The organism is Sporosarcina sp. P32b (assembly GCF_002743335.1).
In the GTDB taxonomy this organism is placed as follows: Bacteria; Bacillota; Bacilli; order Bacillales_A; family Planococcaceae; genus Sporosarcina.
Map to the genome: position 1 here is coordinate 1 of NZ_PDZB01000039.1, position 15,423 is coordinate 15,423.

A 15,423-nucleotide genomic window follows, 5' to 3' on the forward strand; every position below is an offset into this window, starting at 1 on the left:
TACTTATCAATCTTCAATACCAATTCTGCGATTTCCGGCTTACTGACTTGATCGTCCGCTCCGACACTGTCCCCTTTATGCTTCAGGTCATCTGTGATGAGTGAAGAGAAGATAATAATCGGCAGTCCGGCAAGGTGGGAATTCGCTTACAAGATTCTTCTAGAAAAGTAACGCTGTTTGTATAACCTGTTTAATAGCCAATAAAATGAGGCATACGTATAACTACCTCTTTTATTGCTTTTATATAAATTGCCCCATGACTGCAGATTTTTTTCGCGTAGATTCCAACTACTTCCAGTTACAGCTTCGGAAAGTTTGAACTTTTCCCACTATTCCGGACACTTATAACTGTAGGAAACTCCATATAATTCATTGATTAGACAACGAAAAATTATGGCGTATAAATAACGCTGCCTTTATTTTTTAGAGCCCGCATTTACAATAGGAGTTAAAGTTAGGATCAATTACGTGAATCGCTAGTAGTCAAATACATTTCTTTAAGTTTAGACTTTTGAATTTTTCCAGCTGGGGTCATAGGCAATTCATCCACGAAAACAAACTGCTTCGGTATTTTGTAATCGGCAAGATGTTCACGGCAATAAGCTATTAATTCCGCCTCTGTTAGTTCTATTCCAACGTTCAAAACAATGTAGTACCGACCAATCTCACCGTAAAACGAATGGGGAACACCAATGCCTGCTGCATTCGAAATATCTGGATGCATCGTTAGCACATTTTCAATCTCTACTGGAAGCACATTAAATCCACCTTGAATATAAACTTCTTTTTTCCTTCCTTTAAAACTTATATAACCTTCCGCGTCAATTGTAACTAGATCACCCGTGTACAACCAACCATCTTCTGCAAAGGCTTCTTTCGTACTTTCTACATCCCTATAATAACCTTTTGCGACACAGTCACCTTTAACTACTAATTCACCCATTTCACCAATCCCGACCTCTTGTTGATTCTCATCCACAATTTTAGCTATAAAGTCTCCAATTAACACACCGAGTGTTGTTTGGACCTTCTCTATCGAATCGGTTGTCCTTGATAAAATACACGCGCCCGAGCTTTCACTTAACCCATATAAGCCCAGTAATTCTGTATTCGGGATCTTCCTCATGATTTCATTACACAATGCAGGTTCGACATTAGATCCACCTACAACGCTAATCCTCAGAGAACTCAAATCATATCTGAAAAAATCATTATAGGAAAGTAACATTAAATACATTGTAGGAACACCGCCAAAAATTGTGGCTTTATGTGCTTGTATAGCCGTCAACACATATTCAGGACGAAACTCCGGAATTAAAATAGCTGTTCCTTTACTAATCAGTGTCACCGTAACCTGACAAGTAATTCCACCTACATGGTTAAGTGGAAGACATTGAATAGTTATATCATCTTCCCTTACTTGAAAATGATTGACCTGTGCACGTGCTGAAGCTAATATACTTCGATGAGTAATCATGGATCCTTTCGGCTTTCCTGTGGTTCCGGAAGTGTAAATCATAATTGCAAGATCCTCTGGGTCCACTTCTTTTTTACACGCGTTCAATTTTTCGTTATTTGGATTTCTTTCAAGTAATTCAGAATAAGAAGAACTACCTTCAAATCCTTCACCGATAAAGATATATTTTTCAACAGACGGGATTTTCGATTGGAAGTCTAAGAAAAAGTCCGAAAAATTAAAGTCTGGAATCTTATCTATGGATACGATTGCTTTTACCTCAGAGTGATTGATCATATATTCTAATTCAGGAGCCCTGTATCTAACACTTAAGGCGACAGCCCCGACACCAATCTTCGCTGCAGCAAAATATGAAATAAGCCATTCTATTTGGTTTAAAGCAAGAATCGCGATATGGTCTCCCCTAGTTAACCCTTCTTCTAAAAATGCTGAAGCCAACCGATCTGTCACTTCATCTAATTGCTTATAGGTAAGACTTTTCGAGCCATCCTGCAAAAACACCTTATCTGGATAAGTATTGACTGCGCTAAGTAATGTTTCGTTTATCGTTACCATCTAATGACCCCCAAATTGATTTATAAGCTTTTATCTACTATATTTAGTAACCAATAAAACGAGGCATTCGTTTCTCTGAAAACACTTTCAAACCTTCCTTTGCATCGTCGCTCTTAAATACTTTCTCTGCGTACTTATACTCTTCATGAAATACCAGCTCCGTAGGTAAACTTTGCAAACAGATTACTGCCTCTTTTGTTGTGTGTACCGTTATGGTCTTCTTATTTTATTCACAGCTTCCATGTTTTCCATTTTATTCAATAACGGATCCGCCTTATTCACCGCTTCTCTTTGTTAATAAGCACTTTCAAGACACCTGTCGTCACGGGTTCACCCGTTTGTTTAATAATTTTTTGAATGGCCGTTACAACTCCAGTACCATTTTCCTTATCTGCTAACTCCGTTACTTCCAATTCAACATGTATCGTGTCATTTATGAATGTCGGCTGTATAAATCTGAGATGATCAATTCCATAAAAAGCGACTATGATTTCCGGTTCCATTATTTGGAGTCCGGTAGCAGCTGATAACACCAGCATGCCATGTGCAATTCTTTGTTTAAATGGCGTATTATTTTCTGCATACTCCTTATCTGTATGAAGCGGATGCCAATCTCCGCTAAATGCGGAAAACATCACAAGATCCGACTCAGTAATCGTACGACCTCTGGAACGCCATGTTTCGCCGACTTCAAAATGCTCAAACCTTTTATTAAACATGTTAATCTGCCTCCATAAATTAATTGTTTTTTCAATCATCTCGGAGCGTAAAACAGTCTTTAATATCTAACCCGTAGTATTTCTTGGCAATTCATTAACAAGTTCCATTTGCTTCGGAATTTTAAAATGAGCAAGCTTTTCTTCGCAAAATTCACGAACTTCTTGAAGACTTATATATTCGCTTGTATCCTTTAAAGTAATAACTGCTTCAATGGATTCTTCCTACTTCCATTATTAGTTAACACTGTCTACTTCCGTATACAGTGTTGCATATTCTTCCCGTAATATTTGCTTTTGGACTTTCCCGATCGTCGTCATCGGGATCGTATCTATAAATACAACCTTTTTAGGAACTTGGAATCCACCAAGATGCTCTTTGGAATAAGCGATAATCTCTTGTTCAGTAATGTTGGCTCCCTTTTTAGTTACAACAAAAGCAGTTACCGCTTCGTTCCACTGTTCATTGGGAATACCTACAACCGTTACATTTTCAATTCCCTCATAATTTAATAGTGTTTGCTCCACTTTGATGGAGGCTACATTTTCTCCACCCGTTTTGATGATATCCTTTTTCCGGTCTACAAATACCATTTGCCCATCTTCATCCCAACATCCTAAATCTCCTGTATGATGCCAGCCGAACAAACGACTTGCTTCCGTTTCTTCCTCGTTATCCAAGTAACTGTTCATGACATTTGGACCGCGATGCACGATTTCTCCAGTTTCACCTTTAGGCAAGATTTCACCTTCATCATTCATCACTACTGTATCGTTAAGAATTGCCGTCGTTCCCCAATATGAACCAAATCTTTTCAGCTGCTCTTCTGGTTTAAATAGCATTGTAGCTGGATATATTTCGGTTTGCCCAGTGCCCAGCAAGAAATCTGCCCCAAGCTCATTGATACCTTTTTCCAATGTATTTCTATCCATTGGTGCCATCGCATACATACATGTTTTTAAAGATGAAATATCATATTTACTTCGATTGGGATGATGAATAAGTGCTCGATAGATGATCGGTAATGCGAGCAAAAATGTAGCTCTTTGCTTTTCAATTACTTCCATAAAGTTCTCCGGTTCGAACTTTTTAACAATAGTAATCTTTGCACCAATGGTTAGGAACGATGTTAAGAATGAGTGCTGGGCACAATGAAACATTGGTAATACCGCTACTTGAACATCATCCTTATTTATACCAACGTCAATAATGTTACTTAAACTAGTAAAGTAGACGGCTAAATGGCTAATACGAACACCTTTTGGATCACTCGTCGTACCGCTTGTAAACATAATTTGTGCTATGTCTCGGTCCTTAATATCAACATCTGGTTCTTTGCTAGACTGACCGACAAGAGCTTCATTAAAGGATTTTCCAAGAGCTCCCTCTTCTTTATTGACTATTAATAGTTGATCACCCGCAAAATTCGAAGGATCGACCTGTAATATTTCATTGTCAATAATCGTCATCTTGACGTCTGCTTTATTCAAAATATATCTTCTTTCTTTAGGAGATAGGCCTGGATTTATCGGCACCCATATTAGACCTGCTTTTTGAATACCATACATTGCTATTACGTGTTCGATTGAGTTGGTACACATAGTTGCAATAGTATCGTTCTTTTTGTAACCATTTTGAATTAAATAGTTAGCGAAACTATTGCACGCATCATCTAGCTCTCGATACGTAAGTTCTTTGTCACCTTCTACGAGAACTGTCTTACCACCATAACGACTTGCAGATCTACGAATAATATCACCTATTGCAACACGGTTAATTACCGAAATTTCATCCATCATAATATTTCCCCCTCGTAATGGTTAATTTATTTTCAGTCTTTTCGTTAAAATTTCATTCATGATTTGCGTTGTTCCGCCACCAATGGACTGAAGTCTCGCATCTCGCCAATAGCGCTGAACAGGATACTCCATCATATAGCCACTCCCACCATGGATTTGAAGCGCCTGGTCACATACTCTGCTAACCATTTCAGCCGCATATGCTTTTGCCATCGTCGCCTCTGTTGTGACATCATGTCCTATGTTATATTGGTAAACTGCCCGATACGTTATATTTCTGGCCTTCTCAATATCTACAGCCATATCGACCATCTTGTGTCGAAGCACTTGGAATTGAACTAGCGGTCCTCCAAATTGGATTCGTTCTTTACTGTAACGAATAGCATCTTCCAATGCCTTTTCAGCTAATGCGATACTAGAAAGTGCCATCGTCAATCTCTCCCATTGGAAATTGATCATAATATACTTGAATCCTTCATTAAGATTGCCAATCAAATTCTCTTTGGGAACTTTTACATTGTCAAAATAGAGCTCGCTCGTATCGGATGCCCGCCATCCTAACTTGCTAAGTTTCTTTCCGACAAAAAAACCTTCCCAATCACTTTCTACGATGAATAGACTCATATTTTTATGTCCTGGTTCATCGGAAGTTTTTGCAGCAACCACTACATAGTCGGCGTTAGCTCCATTTGTAATAAAGGTTTTTGATCCATTCAATACATAATGATCACCTTTATCAACAGCTTTTGTAACTAGTGAGGAAACATCACTACCTGCATTTGGCTCGGTGATCCCTAATGCAGCAATTTGTTTTCCTACAATACCAGGTTGTAAGTATTTTTTCTTCTGCTCATCATTACCAAACTTCCAAATCGGCGTCATGGCTATACCGATGTGAGCAGCAATAGAAGCTCCTACTCCGCCCGATCCACATTTTATGAGCTCTTCAATAAAAACGGCATCCATAATAAGGTCAGACCCTGCTCCTCCATATTCGACTGGAAACTTAGTCCCTAAAAATCCCAACTCCCCCGTTTGTTCAAAAAGACTTCTTGGAACCTCGCCTGCTTTTTCCCATTCCTCAACAAATGGCACAATCTCTTTTTCTACAAACCTACTTACTGATTTGCGAAACATATTATGATCTTCATTAAACATCCAGTGTGTCATTTTCTCACTTCCTTTTTCGCTGATTTATAAGCCCATTTGTTTTGAGATGATTTCTTTCATCACTTCATCTGCTCCTGCTCCAATACGATTAAGTCTTGAATCGCGCCAAATACGCTCAATAGGATAGTCTGCCATATATCCGTTACCACCGAATATTTGCAATGCTCGATCCGCAACCCAGTGGGCCATTTGTGCAGCTGCTAGTTTTGTCATTGAAATTTCCTTACTCGGTACTTCGCCATTGGAAAAACGGTACGCAGTCGCATATGTCAATTCTTTGCATACTTCTATTTCCGTTTTCATTTCAGCCAATAGATGAGAAATCACTTGAAAATTAGCAATCGGATGATTAAACTGTTTTCTCGTTTTTGCATATTCATAAGCTAGATCATAGGCAGACTCGGCCAACCCGATCGAAGCTGCTGCTGAAATCAGTCGCTCTCCTTGCAGTTCCCACATAATATACGAGAAACCTTTTCCTTCTTCTCCAAGCAAGTTTGCTTTCGGCACACTGACATTATCAAATATTATTTCAGCCGTATCTGATGAACGCATACCGACTTTGTCCAATCTTTTACTGATAGAAACACCCGGGCTATCAAGGTCTACTAAGATTAGACTGAGTCCTTTATAACCTGGTTCATCTGATGTTCTTGTGACAAGCGTAACGAAATCTGCACGCGAACCGTTTGTAATATACATTTTCGTACCATTTATAATCCACTCATTGCCTTGCTTTCGCCCTCGTGTCTCAATAGAAGCCACGTCGGAACCATGATTCGGTTCAGAAATCCCAATTGCAGCAAGCTTATCCCCTTTAACAGCTGGAATGAAAAATCGTTTCTTTTGATCGTCATTGCCAAATTCCGCAATTGGGGGTATAGCCATATCCGTTTGAACGGCGACGGCCATCGGAAATCCGCCACAACCACACTTAGCAAGTTCCTCCGCAAATACGATAGATGTAAAGTAATCTCCGCCTTGACCTCCGAGTTCTTTAGGATAACGAAGTCCAAGAAAACCTAAGTCTCCCATTCTTTTTATTATTTCTATTGGGAATTCCCCGGCCTCTTCCCACTCTTCTACGAACGGTTTCACTTCTTTCTCGACGAAATTTCGAATGACTTTGCGTAACTGTTCGTGCTCTTCCGTAAAATAAGGTTCATATATCATACTTACACCCCCGCTTTATTAACTGTTTGATTAGATATTTTTAGCACATCTTCTGGAACTTCTATTTCCATTCGCAGTAAATTTGCACCGAAACACTTTCCAAGACTATCGATCCGGATAGATCTTGAACCGCCGCCATTCAAAGCTCCCGTTAATATGAAGTTATAAGCGTTTATAGTTGGCACTTCATAGCGGATCACTTCTCCTGCAATCAATTCTTGAAAGTGCTCTTTCACTTTTTCTGCTGTAACTTGTTGATCAAAAATTTCATACAACTCTCTACTTGGAGCAAATAATCCGATGTTGACTGTATTGCCTTTATCTCCAGATCGCGCTTGTGCAATATCTCTCAAAAGGATTTTAGACATACGTCCCCACCTCCTCCACTATGACCTTCACTTGGCTTTCTACCAGCTCTCTCGGAATGAGCGTTGCCCACATACCAAGCAACTGTCTTGGTGGAATATTTCCGTAGAATCCGCCTGCTGATGGAGGACCATTAAGGAATAAAGGAGGAATTAAACGATTTAACTGCAGTACATCCCTTTTCGTTTTTCCTCGTACTGCCATTCGCAAATACACTTCGTTCAAATCTTCACTAGGCTCACTTGCCAGTGGACCGTGTATCGAATCATAGCCCAAATAACTCGTCTGTATTTCATCGTACGTTAACCCATTTTCGCTAATTTGTTGGCGTATGATTTCATCTGACTTTCTCGCCTTTTTCAAAGCATCTGGCCATGAATAGCCAACAAGCACTTGCCCCATATACCCATCCTCATAACCCATCACAACCTTCAAGTTGTCTGGTTTAGGATTCCCTTTAACACCGCTCACTCGTACACGATTGTCTCCAACTTGCTCGAGCTTCACTTGCGTTAGATCGACAGTGACATCAGGCGTTACATAAGCCGAAGGATCATGTATCTCATACAGCATTTGTTCTTTCACTGTATCTACAGATACGCGTCCTCCACGCTCTTCTACCTTCGTGATGATAAAATCTCCACTGTCACTCATTTCCGCTATCGGATAACCGATTTTCTCCATGCCTTCAATCTGATCCCAATCACCACTGAAGTTTCCACCTGTCGATTGAGCGGAACACTCGAGTAAATGCCCCATAAAAATACCACTTGCAAGTCGATCCCAATCATCTTCTGACCAACCATACTCATAAATTAATGGTGCCAAAAACTGTGCTGTGTCAGTTGTTCTACCCGTAACTACAATATCCGCACCTTGTTTTAATGCTTCAACAATTGGCATTGAACCAAGGTATGCGTTTGCAAACATTAGCTTAGCTTGCACTTCACTAATGGATTCTCCAGTTTCCATATGATCAAATTGGACACCTTTAGATAGTAAGCTATCCATTTGATCAAATATATTGTCGCCTGTAACAACTGCCACTTTTAAATCATCCATTTCCAGCTCTTTTGCTACACGAATAATTTCTTTTTGGGCACCTAGTGGATTAACCCCACCAGCGTTTGTTAAAAGCTTAATTCCTTTTTCTTTTACATAAGGAAGTAAGGCTTTCATTGATGTAGTGATATCGCGTGTATAGCCAAAACTTTCATCTTTCTTCTGATCTTTTACGAGTATAGACATTGTTAATTCTGCTAAACAATCAAAACTTAGGTAATCTACATTACCGTATTTAGCTGTAGCAACAGCTGGCTCTATTGTGTCTCCATAAAAACCTTGTGCCGCACCGACTCGAACCGTTTTCATCTTATATAACCTCCTTATTTTTCAGGTTTCAATAGTGATCACAGTATCGCCTTCTTGTACGAAGTCGCCTTCTGCTACTTTTATTTCTTTCACAGTACCCGCTTCTGTTGCTTCAATCGGAATTTCCATTTTCATTGACTCTAAAATTATTAGAACTTTCCCAACCGCCACTGCTTCTCCTACTTGGACTTCAGTCTTCCAGACACTTCCACCCATTGGTGATGGTATTTCTATCATAATGATTCCTCCTTATTTCCCTGTCCATTTTGGTTTTCTTTTATCTAAAAATGCGGATGCACCTTCGTTTAAATCCTCACTTTTAAATGACACGAGTCTTAGTGTAGATAAGTAATCGAATGACTTCATAAAGTCCATTTGCTCTGTTGCGAAATATGCTTCCATGCCTAGCCCAACCGCCAATGGGCTATGAGATGCGACCATCTTCGCAAGTTCCCACGTCTTTTCTTCTAGCTGATCATGGGGCACTACACGATGCACCAATTGATATTCTTTTGCTTTTTCAGCATCCATAACTTCTGCTGTCAACATCATCTCCATGACACGACGATCCCCGACAGCTCGCCTTACCCACGGCAAGATTACATATGGAACAAGTCCCAATTTCATTTCAGTTAATCCCAGCTTTGCTTGATCTGATGCAATTGCAATATGCGACATCGCTACGAGACCTGTTCCACCACCAAGTGCTGCGCCGTTAACAGAAGAAATTATGGGAGTTTTTACAATTGCGCCTAGCTTAAATAACTCTGTACTTTCCAAACCCTCTTGGTAAAGTTGCGGAATCGGCTTTTCAGCGTACTCTTTAAAGTCCTTTAAATTTCCACCTGCAGAAAATGCTTTCCCCGCTCCCGTTAAAATGATGGCATGGACTTCTGTATCACTATCTGCCTTTTGGATCGCGTGTTTTAAATCGCTTGTTAACTGTTCGTCTAAAGGATTTCTCTTATCAGGAAGGTTCATAGTAATCTTCGCTATATTCTCGGATGTTTCATATAACACAGTTTCATAACTCATTTTCATCCCCCTAACTATTTACTCATCACACTGGATGTATCGCATTACGTTTTTCGTACTTCATAACAGACTTTGTCTTATAAAACTTGAATCTGCGAATCACTTCAGTCCGAATGTCATCAAATCCGACTATGTCATCAATAATTAATTCTGAAGCTACTTTGAAAAGATTCACATCCTTCAAGTATTCTTTTCTTTTTTCATCTATGAAAGCCGCGCGCTCATCTTCGGGAAGCTCTTGAATCTTGTTATAATAGACTGCATTCACTGCGGCTTGTGGACCCATTATCGCTATTTGTGCACTCGGCAACGCTAACACTACATCAGAACCAAATGCCGGTCCTGCCATTGCATAAAGACCCGCGCCGTAACATTTTCGAACTACTAATGAAATAATGGGAACCGTTGATTCTGAAAGTGCTGAAATCATCTTGGCACCATGGCGGATAATTCCACTCTGCTCTACTTTTGAGCCAATCATATAACCAGGTACATCTGACAAATAAAGCAAAGGAATATTATACGCGTTACAAATCATCACAAATCGTGCAGCCTTGTCTGGTGAATCAACGAATAATGTTCCACCTTTGACTTTGGATTGATTGGCAATAATTCCTTTAACTTCTCCATTCAATCGTGCAAATCCTGTAATCAACTCTGGTGCAAATAGCTTTTTGTATTCAAACCAGCTGCCTTCGTCAATTACTTGATCAATCAATTCATACATATCAAACGGCGTATTCTCATTTAAAGGAACTATCTCTTTCACGTCTCTTCCACTAACCGGGGCTACTACTTTTTCTAAAGGAAGACCATCTTTCCAAGACTGAGGCATATACCCTAAGTATCGTTTACAAGCATCAATCGCTTCTTCCTCGCTATCTACTAAGACATCACCTAACCCACTTACCGAACAATGCATTCTAGCGCCGCCCATTTCGTCCATTGTGGTCTTTTCACCAATTGCCATCTCTACCATTCTCGGAGACCCTAGATACGCACTTGAATTTCCATCAACCATAATAACCAAATCAGAAAATGCTGGAACGTACGCTGATCCTGCTGGTGATGGTCCAAATAAAATTGTGACCTGGGGGATCACACCCGATAATTGGACTTGGTTGTAAAATATCTTGCCGCCTTGTCGTTTACCGGGGAAAACATTTAACTGTTCTGTTATCCTCCCCCCCGCCGAATCAATAAGATATACAATAGGAACTTTTAATTCCGCAGCCTTTTCTTGGATACGAATATTTTTCTCGACGGACTTCGGCCCCCATGAGCCTGCCTTAACAGTTGAATCTGCAGCTAAGAAACATACAGTTCGACCATTTATTTCTCCGATTCCTGTTACACTGCCATCTGCCGGAAGCGATGGATCCAGATTATTCGCGAACAACCCATCCTCGACAATCGAATTCGGATCAAAAAGCATTTCTAACCTCTCTCTAACAAATAACTTACCTTGTTCTTCATTTTGTTTATGATACTTTTCTCTTCCACCTTTTAAGATTCGTTCTTTCTCTGATAAGTACTTTTGATAATCTTTACGCAATTGCCCCACTCCTCATCATCCTATTTTTAATTCACTTATATACCTTGCAAGAGTCATGCCAACTACTATTTACCGACAAACCGTGTATTTCTTCTAAACTGGGATTATATTAGAATAGCCACATGTGTAGAATTTCTGATAGTTGTACAAATATTCACACAGTTGTATTGATTTTCTTTTCTTTGCCATATAAACTTAAATTATCCATTAGTTTCTTAAATTTACGTATTAGCTTGTTAGACTACTAGTGAAACATCGAGGAAAACCGAGATTCATCAATCAAAAGGAGATGTTACCTATCAGAGTTCGCCAACTTGCTTCTTCAAAATTTATTAAAGTTTCCAATGAAGCCACCGCAAAAGACGTTATGAAACTATTTTTAAATAGAAAGCAGGACATCGCTTGTGTCTATAAAAATGAACACTTCTTAGGTATCGTTACAAAATACTCTCTATATCGCTTGCTACTGGAAAACGAAGCATTTGATGCAGTAATTGAACCGGTTATTATTAAAAACGTCGTCACGCTGAACGAAAATGATTATCTTATTTATGGTAAGAAATTATTAATCGAAAAAAACGTTGCACATGCTGTCGTTCTAAACGAAGCAGGCCATGTCACCGGTATTTTAGCAACAGCAGAAGTAATTTCAGGATTGATTACTGATACAAAAAGTTCCGCCAACCAATTATCTTCACTGGTGAATAGCTTGGAAGATGGCATCATTTCAGTTAATTTGGAGATGCGTATAACCTCAGTAAATACCGCTGCCGTTACCATTATTGAAATTCAAAAAGATGAATTACTAAACCTTTCTATCTTGGATATATCACATACTCTATTCAAGAATCTAAAGGATTCTATTACAACCAAGAACAGCTTCGTAAAAAAAGTCCATTTTTCAAAAGCAACAACGATTGCAACTTTTATTCCAATCATAGAATGGGACGTTGTGATCGGAGCAATTGTAGTGCTGAAGGAAATCACCGAACTAGAGAAAATTGCAAAGGAATTGAAAATCACAAAAAGTATTGAAAAAACGTTAGATAGCGCATTAGAACTCTCTTATGACGGAGTTCTTATAACAGATTCGGAAGGTATAATTACAAGAGCTAATCATGGTATTTTGTCATTACTCGGATATCAATCAACAAAAGAAGTAATCAATCAACAAATACAAACTCTTCTGCCAGAAATACCGGCCGATAAAAGTATTCTTCACAATGAAAGTATTGCGGGTGAACTTTTACAGATTAAAGGTCAGCAAGCCATATTGTCTCAAATGCCTATCATTGAAGAGGGTAAAAATATCGGGGCTATATTCAAGTTTATATTTAAACAATTAGAAGACTGGAAAGACCTTTTACAACAAATGGAGCGTCTTGAAACCGAAATCTCTTATTATCGTGGAGAACTGCTAAAGGTCTCACTTGAAAACAATCCATTCGGACTGATCATTTCGAAAAACAAACAAATTAATAGCCTCAAAAATGATGCCTATACTGCTGCGCAGTCATTCTCGAACATTTTATTAACTGGAGAGAGCGGGACAGGAAAAGAATTATTTGCTGCAGGAATTCACCAAGCTTCTGAGAGACCTGGAGCATTTATTACTGTCAATTGTGGCGCTATACCGGAGGAACTTTTGGAATCCGAATTTTTCGGGTACGCAGATGGTGCTTTTACTGGGGCAAAAAAAGGTGGAAAACTGGGTAAATTTGAATTAGCAAAAAGTGGGACGTTATTTTTAGATGAAATTGGTGACATGCCATTATCGTTGCAGGTGAAAATTTTGCGGGTATTACAAGAAAAAGAATTTGAAGCTGTAGGCGGGATTAAAACAATACAAACGGATGTAAGAATCTTAGCAGCAACTAATAAAGATCTACTTGCTATGGTTCAAGATGGATCGTTCAGGGCTGATTTGTATTACCGACTCCATGTTATACAATTACACATACCTCCGCTTCGTGATAGATCTGAAGATATTTCGCTCCTATCCGAATTTTTCATTAACAAATTCAAATCAAAAACATATAAACAAATTAACGGCATAACAAATGAAGCTTTGGAAAAGTTAGCCCAACACAAGTGGCCTGGGAACGTTAGAGAGTTAGAGAATGTGTTGGAGCGTGCGTTTCACTTTACAACTAGTAATTGGATTAATGCGGATAATATACATCTTGATCAATCACGAATTCAACTCAAAGAATTACCACAACAAGAAGTTCTCCAATCGCCTTCACAATCTAATGTTTTCAACCGAAAAGAGCTAATTAATAACACCGAGAAGTCTCTATTAATTGATGCACTCACAAAAACAGATGGCAATAGAACCAAAGCGGCTGAAATGTTAGGGATCAGTCGTTCGTCTCTCTATTACAAAATTGAAAAGTTCCAAATCAAAGAAAAATCTAGTTTTAAGATCAACGAATAACAAACAGACTGCCTAACTCCAATAAAATATGGAGCCCAGGCAGCCTGTCTTTTATAGTGTATTATATCTCTTTATCTTCATAACTGAGCTAACTTCCCTCGCAGATGTTCTTCTACAAAGTTTGTCGTCGTATTACCTTCTGAAAATGCTTTGTGCGCAATAACTTCTTTTAACATAGGAATATTCGTTTTAATTCCTTCTATAATATACTGATCAAGAGCCTTCTTCATCTCTTTAATAGCTTCATTTCTTGTATTTCCTTTCACAATTAACTTCGCAATCATAGGATCGTAATATGGCGTGATGACTGAACTCTCATTTATCGCCAGTTCATGTCGCACATTTTCACCACTTGGCAATTCCAGTTTAGTGATCTTACCAGGAGACGGGAAAAATGTTTTTGGATCTTCTGCATAAATTCGTACTTCAATAGCGTGACCTAACTTTTTAATGTCACTTTGTCTGAATGGCAGGTCTTTTCCTGCTGCAATATTGATTTGTTCTTTAACGATATCAATTCCTGTGATTTCCTCTGTTATTGGGTGCTCTACTTGCAATCTGGTATTCATTTCAAGAAAGTAGAAGTTCTTGTCTTCGTCTACTAAGAATTCAATGGTTCCAGCATTGACGTATCCGATTGCTTTAGCAGCCTTCACAGCAACCTCGCCCATTTTCACTCTTGTTTCTTCATCCAAAAATGAAGATGGTGCTTCTTCTAATACTTTTTGATGACGCCGTTGTATAGAACACTCTCTTTCCCATAAGTAAACCGTATTTTGTTTACTATCAGCTAATATTTGAATTTCAATATGCCTAGGACTTTCTACAAACTTTTCAATAAAAATATCACCATTCCCAAAAAAATCTGTCGCCCTTTTTTGATTACTAACAAACGCCTTCTTCAATTCTTCGCTGTTCTTCACCGTCTGTATACCAATTCCTCCACCACCAGCAGAAGCTTTTAACATCATAGGATAACCAATTTTCTCTGCAACTGCAACAGCCTCTTCTGCATTCTCTAATGAATGGTTAATACCAGGAATAATTGGTACACCGGCTTTTTCCATCAATTTTCTTGATTCAATTTTGCTGCCCATTTTATCTATTGCTTCAGATTTCGGTCCGATAAAAACTAGCCCCGTTTCTTCGCACCTTTTTACAAACTGTACATTTTCCGAAAGCAAACCGTAACCTGGATGAATAGCTTCAGCTCCAGACACTTTCGCAACCTCAATGATCTTGTCTATATTCAAATAACTTTCATTTACACGGGCTGGTCCAATTAAGAATGCTTCATCGGCAGCTTTAACGTACAAGGATTGTGCATCTGCTTCCGAATAGATGGCAACAGTTTTAATCCCCATTTCTTTGCATGCTCTAATCACCCTTGCAGCAATTTCTCCACGATTCGCAATTAATATTTTATTGAACATCAATTGAATCCCCTCTCTTTCCATCTGTACAACTGATTTATGATTCAACTATATACTTGCAAGAGTTATGCCAACAGTAAACAGTAGCATAACCTTATACTCTCGCATATTCAGTTTCTATAGATATAATCAAGTGTAGCTATTTTTAGACAGTTGTCTGGATAGTTACACAACCCTCTCAGTCTTGAAATACACACAAAGAAAAAAGACCCCCGCAAAAAAACGGAAGTCTCTCATTCTTACAATATATACTTATCAATCTTCAATACCAATTCTGCGATTTCCGGCTTACTGACTTGATCGTCCGCTCCGACACTGTCCCCTTTATGCTTCAG

The 15,423-nt window shown here is 38.9% G+C and carries 14 protein-coding genes and 2 pseudogenes; 1 reads left to right on the forward strand and 15 read right to left on the reverse strand.

What is annotated here, in order from left to right:
* The 13 genes and pseudogenes from CSV64_RS16915 to CSV64_RS16010 form a co-directional block, all read right to left on the reverse strand.
* Positions 1-134 (reverse strand): annotated as a pseudogene (locus tag CSV64_RS16915) (chemotaxis protein CheV); the annotation flags it as partial.
* A 326-nt stretch (positions 135-460) separates the two neighbouring features.
* Positions 461-2,032, reverse strand: a complete 1,572-nt coding sequence (locus tag CSV64_RS15960; RefSeq protein WP_099635569.1) for a class I adenylate-forming enzyme family protein — start codon at positions 2,030-2,032, stop codon at positions 461-463.
* Between the two features lie 43 nt (positions 2,033-2,075).
* A complete protein-coding gene (locus CSV64_RS17025) occupies positions 2,076-2,210 on the reverse strand; it encodes a hypothetical protein (protein ID WP_255397669.1) in 135 nt (44 codons plus the stop codon).
* Between the two features lie 100 nt (positions 2,211-2,310).
* Complete coding sequence (locus CSV64_RS15965) at positions 2,311-2,751, reverse strand: MaoC/PaaZ C-terminal domain-containing protein (protein ID WP_099635570.1); 441 nt, start codon at positions 2,749-2,751, stop codon at positions 2,311-2,313.
* A gap of 66 nt (positions 2,752-2,817) precedes the next feature.
* Entirely contained in the window at positions 2,818-2,964 is a 147-nt protein-coding gene (locus CSV64_RS17125) for an AMP-binding enzyme (protein ID WP_099635581.1), read from the reverse strand.
* Positions 2,965-2,985: 21 nt separating this feature from the next.
* Entirely contained in the window at positions 2,986-4,548 is a 1,563-nt protein-coding gene (locus CSV64_RS15975; RefSeq protein WP_099635571.1) for an AMP-binding protein, read from the reverse strand.
* A gap of 21 nt (positions 4,549-4,569) precedes the next feature.
* On the reverse strand, positions 4,570-5,718 hold the full coding sequence (locus CSV64_RS15980) for an acyl-CoA dehydrogenase family protein (protein ID WP_099635572.1): 1,149 nt from the start codon (positions 5,716-5,718) through the stop codon (positions 4,570-4,572).
* Positions 5,719-5,742: 24 nt separating this feature from the next.
* A complete protein-coding gene (locus CSV64_RS15985) occupies positions 5,743-6,891 on the reverse strand; it encodes an acyl-CoA dehydrogenase family protein (RefSeq protein WP_099635573.1) in 1,149 nt (382 codons plus the stop codon).
* A gap of 2 nt (positions 6,892-6,893) precedes the next feature.
* Complete coding sequence (locus CSV64_RS15990; protein ID WP_099635574.1) at positions 6,894-7,259, reverse strand: AtuA-related protein; 366 nt, start codon at positions 7,257-7,259, stop codon at positions 6,894-6,896.
* A complete protein-coding gene (locus tag CSV64_RS15995; protein WP_099635575.1) occupies positions 7,252-8,628 on the reverse strand; it encodes an acyclic terpene utilization AtuA family protein in 1,377 nt (458 codons plus the stop codon). The genes CSV64_RS15990 and CSV64_RS15995 overlap by 8 nt, the downstream gene beginning before the upstream one ends.
* A gap of 21 nt (positions 8,629-8,649) precedes the next feature.
* The gene (locus CSV64_RS16000; RefSeq protein WP_099635576.1) at positions 8,650-8,865 is read right to left on the reverse strand and encodes a biotin/lipoyl-binding carrier protein; all 216 of its coding nucleotides are present in this window, start codon (positions 8,863-8,865) and stop codon (positions 8,650-8,652) included.
* A 12-nt stretch (positions 8,866-8,877) separates the two neighbouring features.
* Entirely contained in the window at positions 8,878-9,663 is a 786-nt protein-coding gene (locus tag CSV64_RS16005; RefSeq protein WP_158233062.1) for an enoyl-CoA hydratase/isomerase family protein, read from the reverse strand.
* A 25-nt stretch (positions 9,664-9,688) separates the two neighbouring features.
* The gene (locus CSV64_RS16010; RefSeq protein WP_099635578.1) at positions 9,689-11,218 is read right to left on the reverse strand and encodes an acyl-CoA carboxylase subunit beta; all 1,530 of its coding nucleotides are present in this window, start codon (positions 11,216-11,218) and stop codon (positions 9,689-9,691) included.
* A gap of 289 nt (positions 11,219-11,507) precedes the next feature.
* Here CSV64_RS16010 and CSV64_RS16015 point away from each other — a divergent pair, with 289 nt between their 5' ends.
* Positions 11,508-13,655, forward strand: a complete 2,148-nt coding sequence (locus CSV64_RS16015) for a sigma-54-dependent Fis family transcriptional regulator (RefSeq protein WP_099635579.1) — start codon at positions 11,508-11,510, stop codon at positions 13,653-13,655.
* 77 nt (positions 13,656-13,732) lie between these two features.
* Here the strand turns inward: CSV64_RS16015 and CSV64_RS16020 are convergent, their stop codons facing one another.
* Positions 13,733-15,088, reverse strand: a complete 1,356-nt coding sequence (locus CSV64_RS16020; protein WP_099635580.1) for an acetyl-CoA carboxylase biotin carboxylase subunit — start codon at positions 15,086-15,088, stop codon at positions 13,733-13,735.
* Between the two features lie 239 nt (positions 15,089-15,327).
* Positions 15,328-15,423 (reverse strand): annotated as a pseudogene (locus CSV64_RS16025) (chemotaxis protein CheV); the annotation flags it as partial.

Coding starts and splice junctions, on each gene's coding strand:
- CSV64_RS15960 (WP_099635569.1), bottom strand. CDS start 2,032: ATGGTAACGATAAACGAAACATTACTTAGCGCAGTCAATACTTATCCA.
- CSV64_RS15965 (WP_099635570.1), bottom strand. CDS start 2,751: ATGTTTAATAAAAGGTTTGAGCATTTTGAAGTCGGCGAAACATGGCGT.
- CSV64_RS15975 (WP_099635571.1), bottom strand. CDS start 4,548: ATGATGGATGAAATTTCGGTAATTAACCGTGTTGCAATAGGTGATATT.
- CSV64_RS15980 (WP_099635572.1), bottom strand. CDS start 5,718: ATGACACACTGGATGTTTAATGAAGATCATAATATGTTTCGCAAATCA.
- CSV64_RS15985 (WP_099635573.1), bottom strand. CDS start 6,891: ATGATATATGAACCTTATTTTACGGAAGAGCACGAACAGTTACGCAAA.
- CSV64_RS15990 (WP_099635574.1), bottom strand. CDS start 7,259: ATGTCTAAAATCCTTTTGAGAGATATTGCACAAGCGCGATCTGGAGAT.
- CSV64_RS15995 (WP_099635575.1), bottom strand. CDS start 8,628: ATGAAAACGGTTCGAGTCGGTGCGGCACAAGGTTTTTATGGAGACACA.
- CSV64_RS16000 (WP_099635576.1), bottom strand. CDS start 8,865: ATGATAGAAATACCATCACCAATGGGTGGAAGTGTCTGGAAGACTGAA.
- CSV64_RS16005 (WP_158233062.1), bottom strand. CDS start 9,663: ATGAGTTATGAAACTGTGTTATATGAAACATCCGAGAATATAGCGAAG.
- CSV64_RS16015 (WP_099635579.1), top strand. CDS start 11,508: ATGTTACCTATCAGAGTTCGCCAACTTGCTTCTTCAAAATTTATTAAA.
- CSV64_RS16020 (WP_099635580.1), bottom strand. CDS start 15,088: ATGTTCAATAAAATATTAATTGCGAATCGTGGAGAAATTGCTGCAAGG.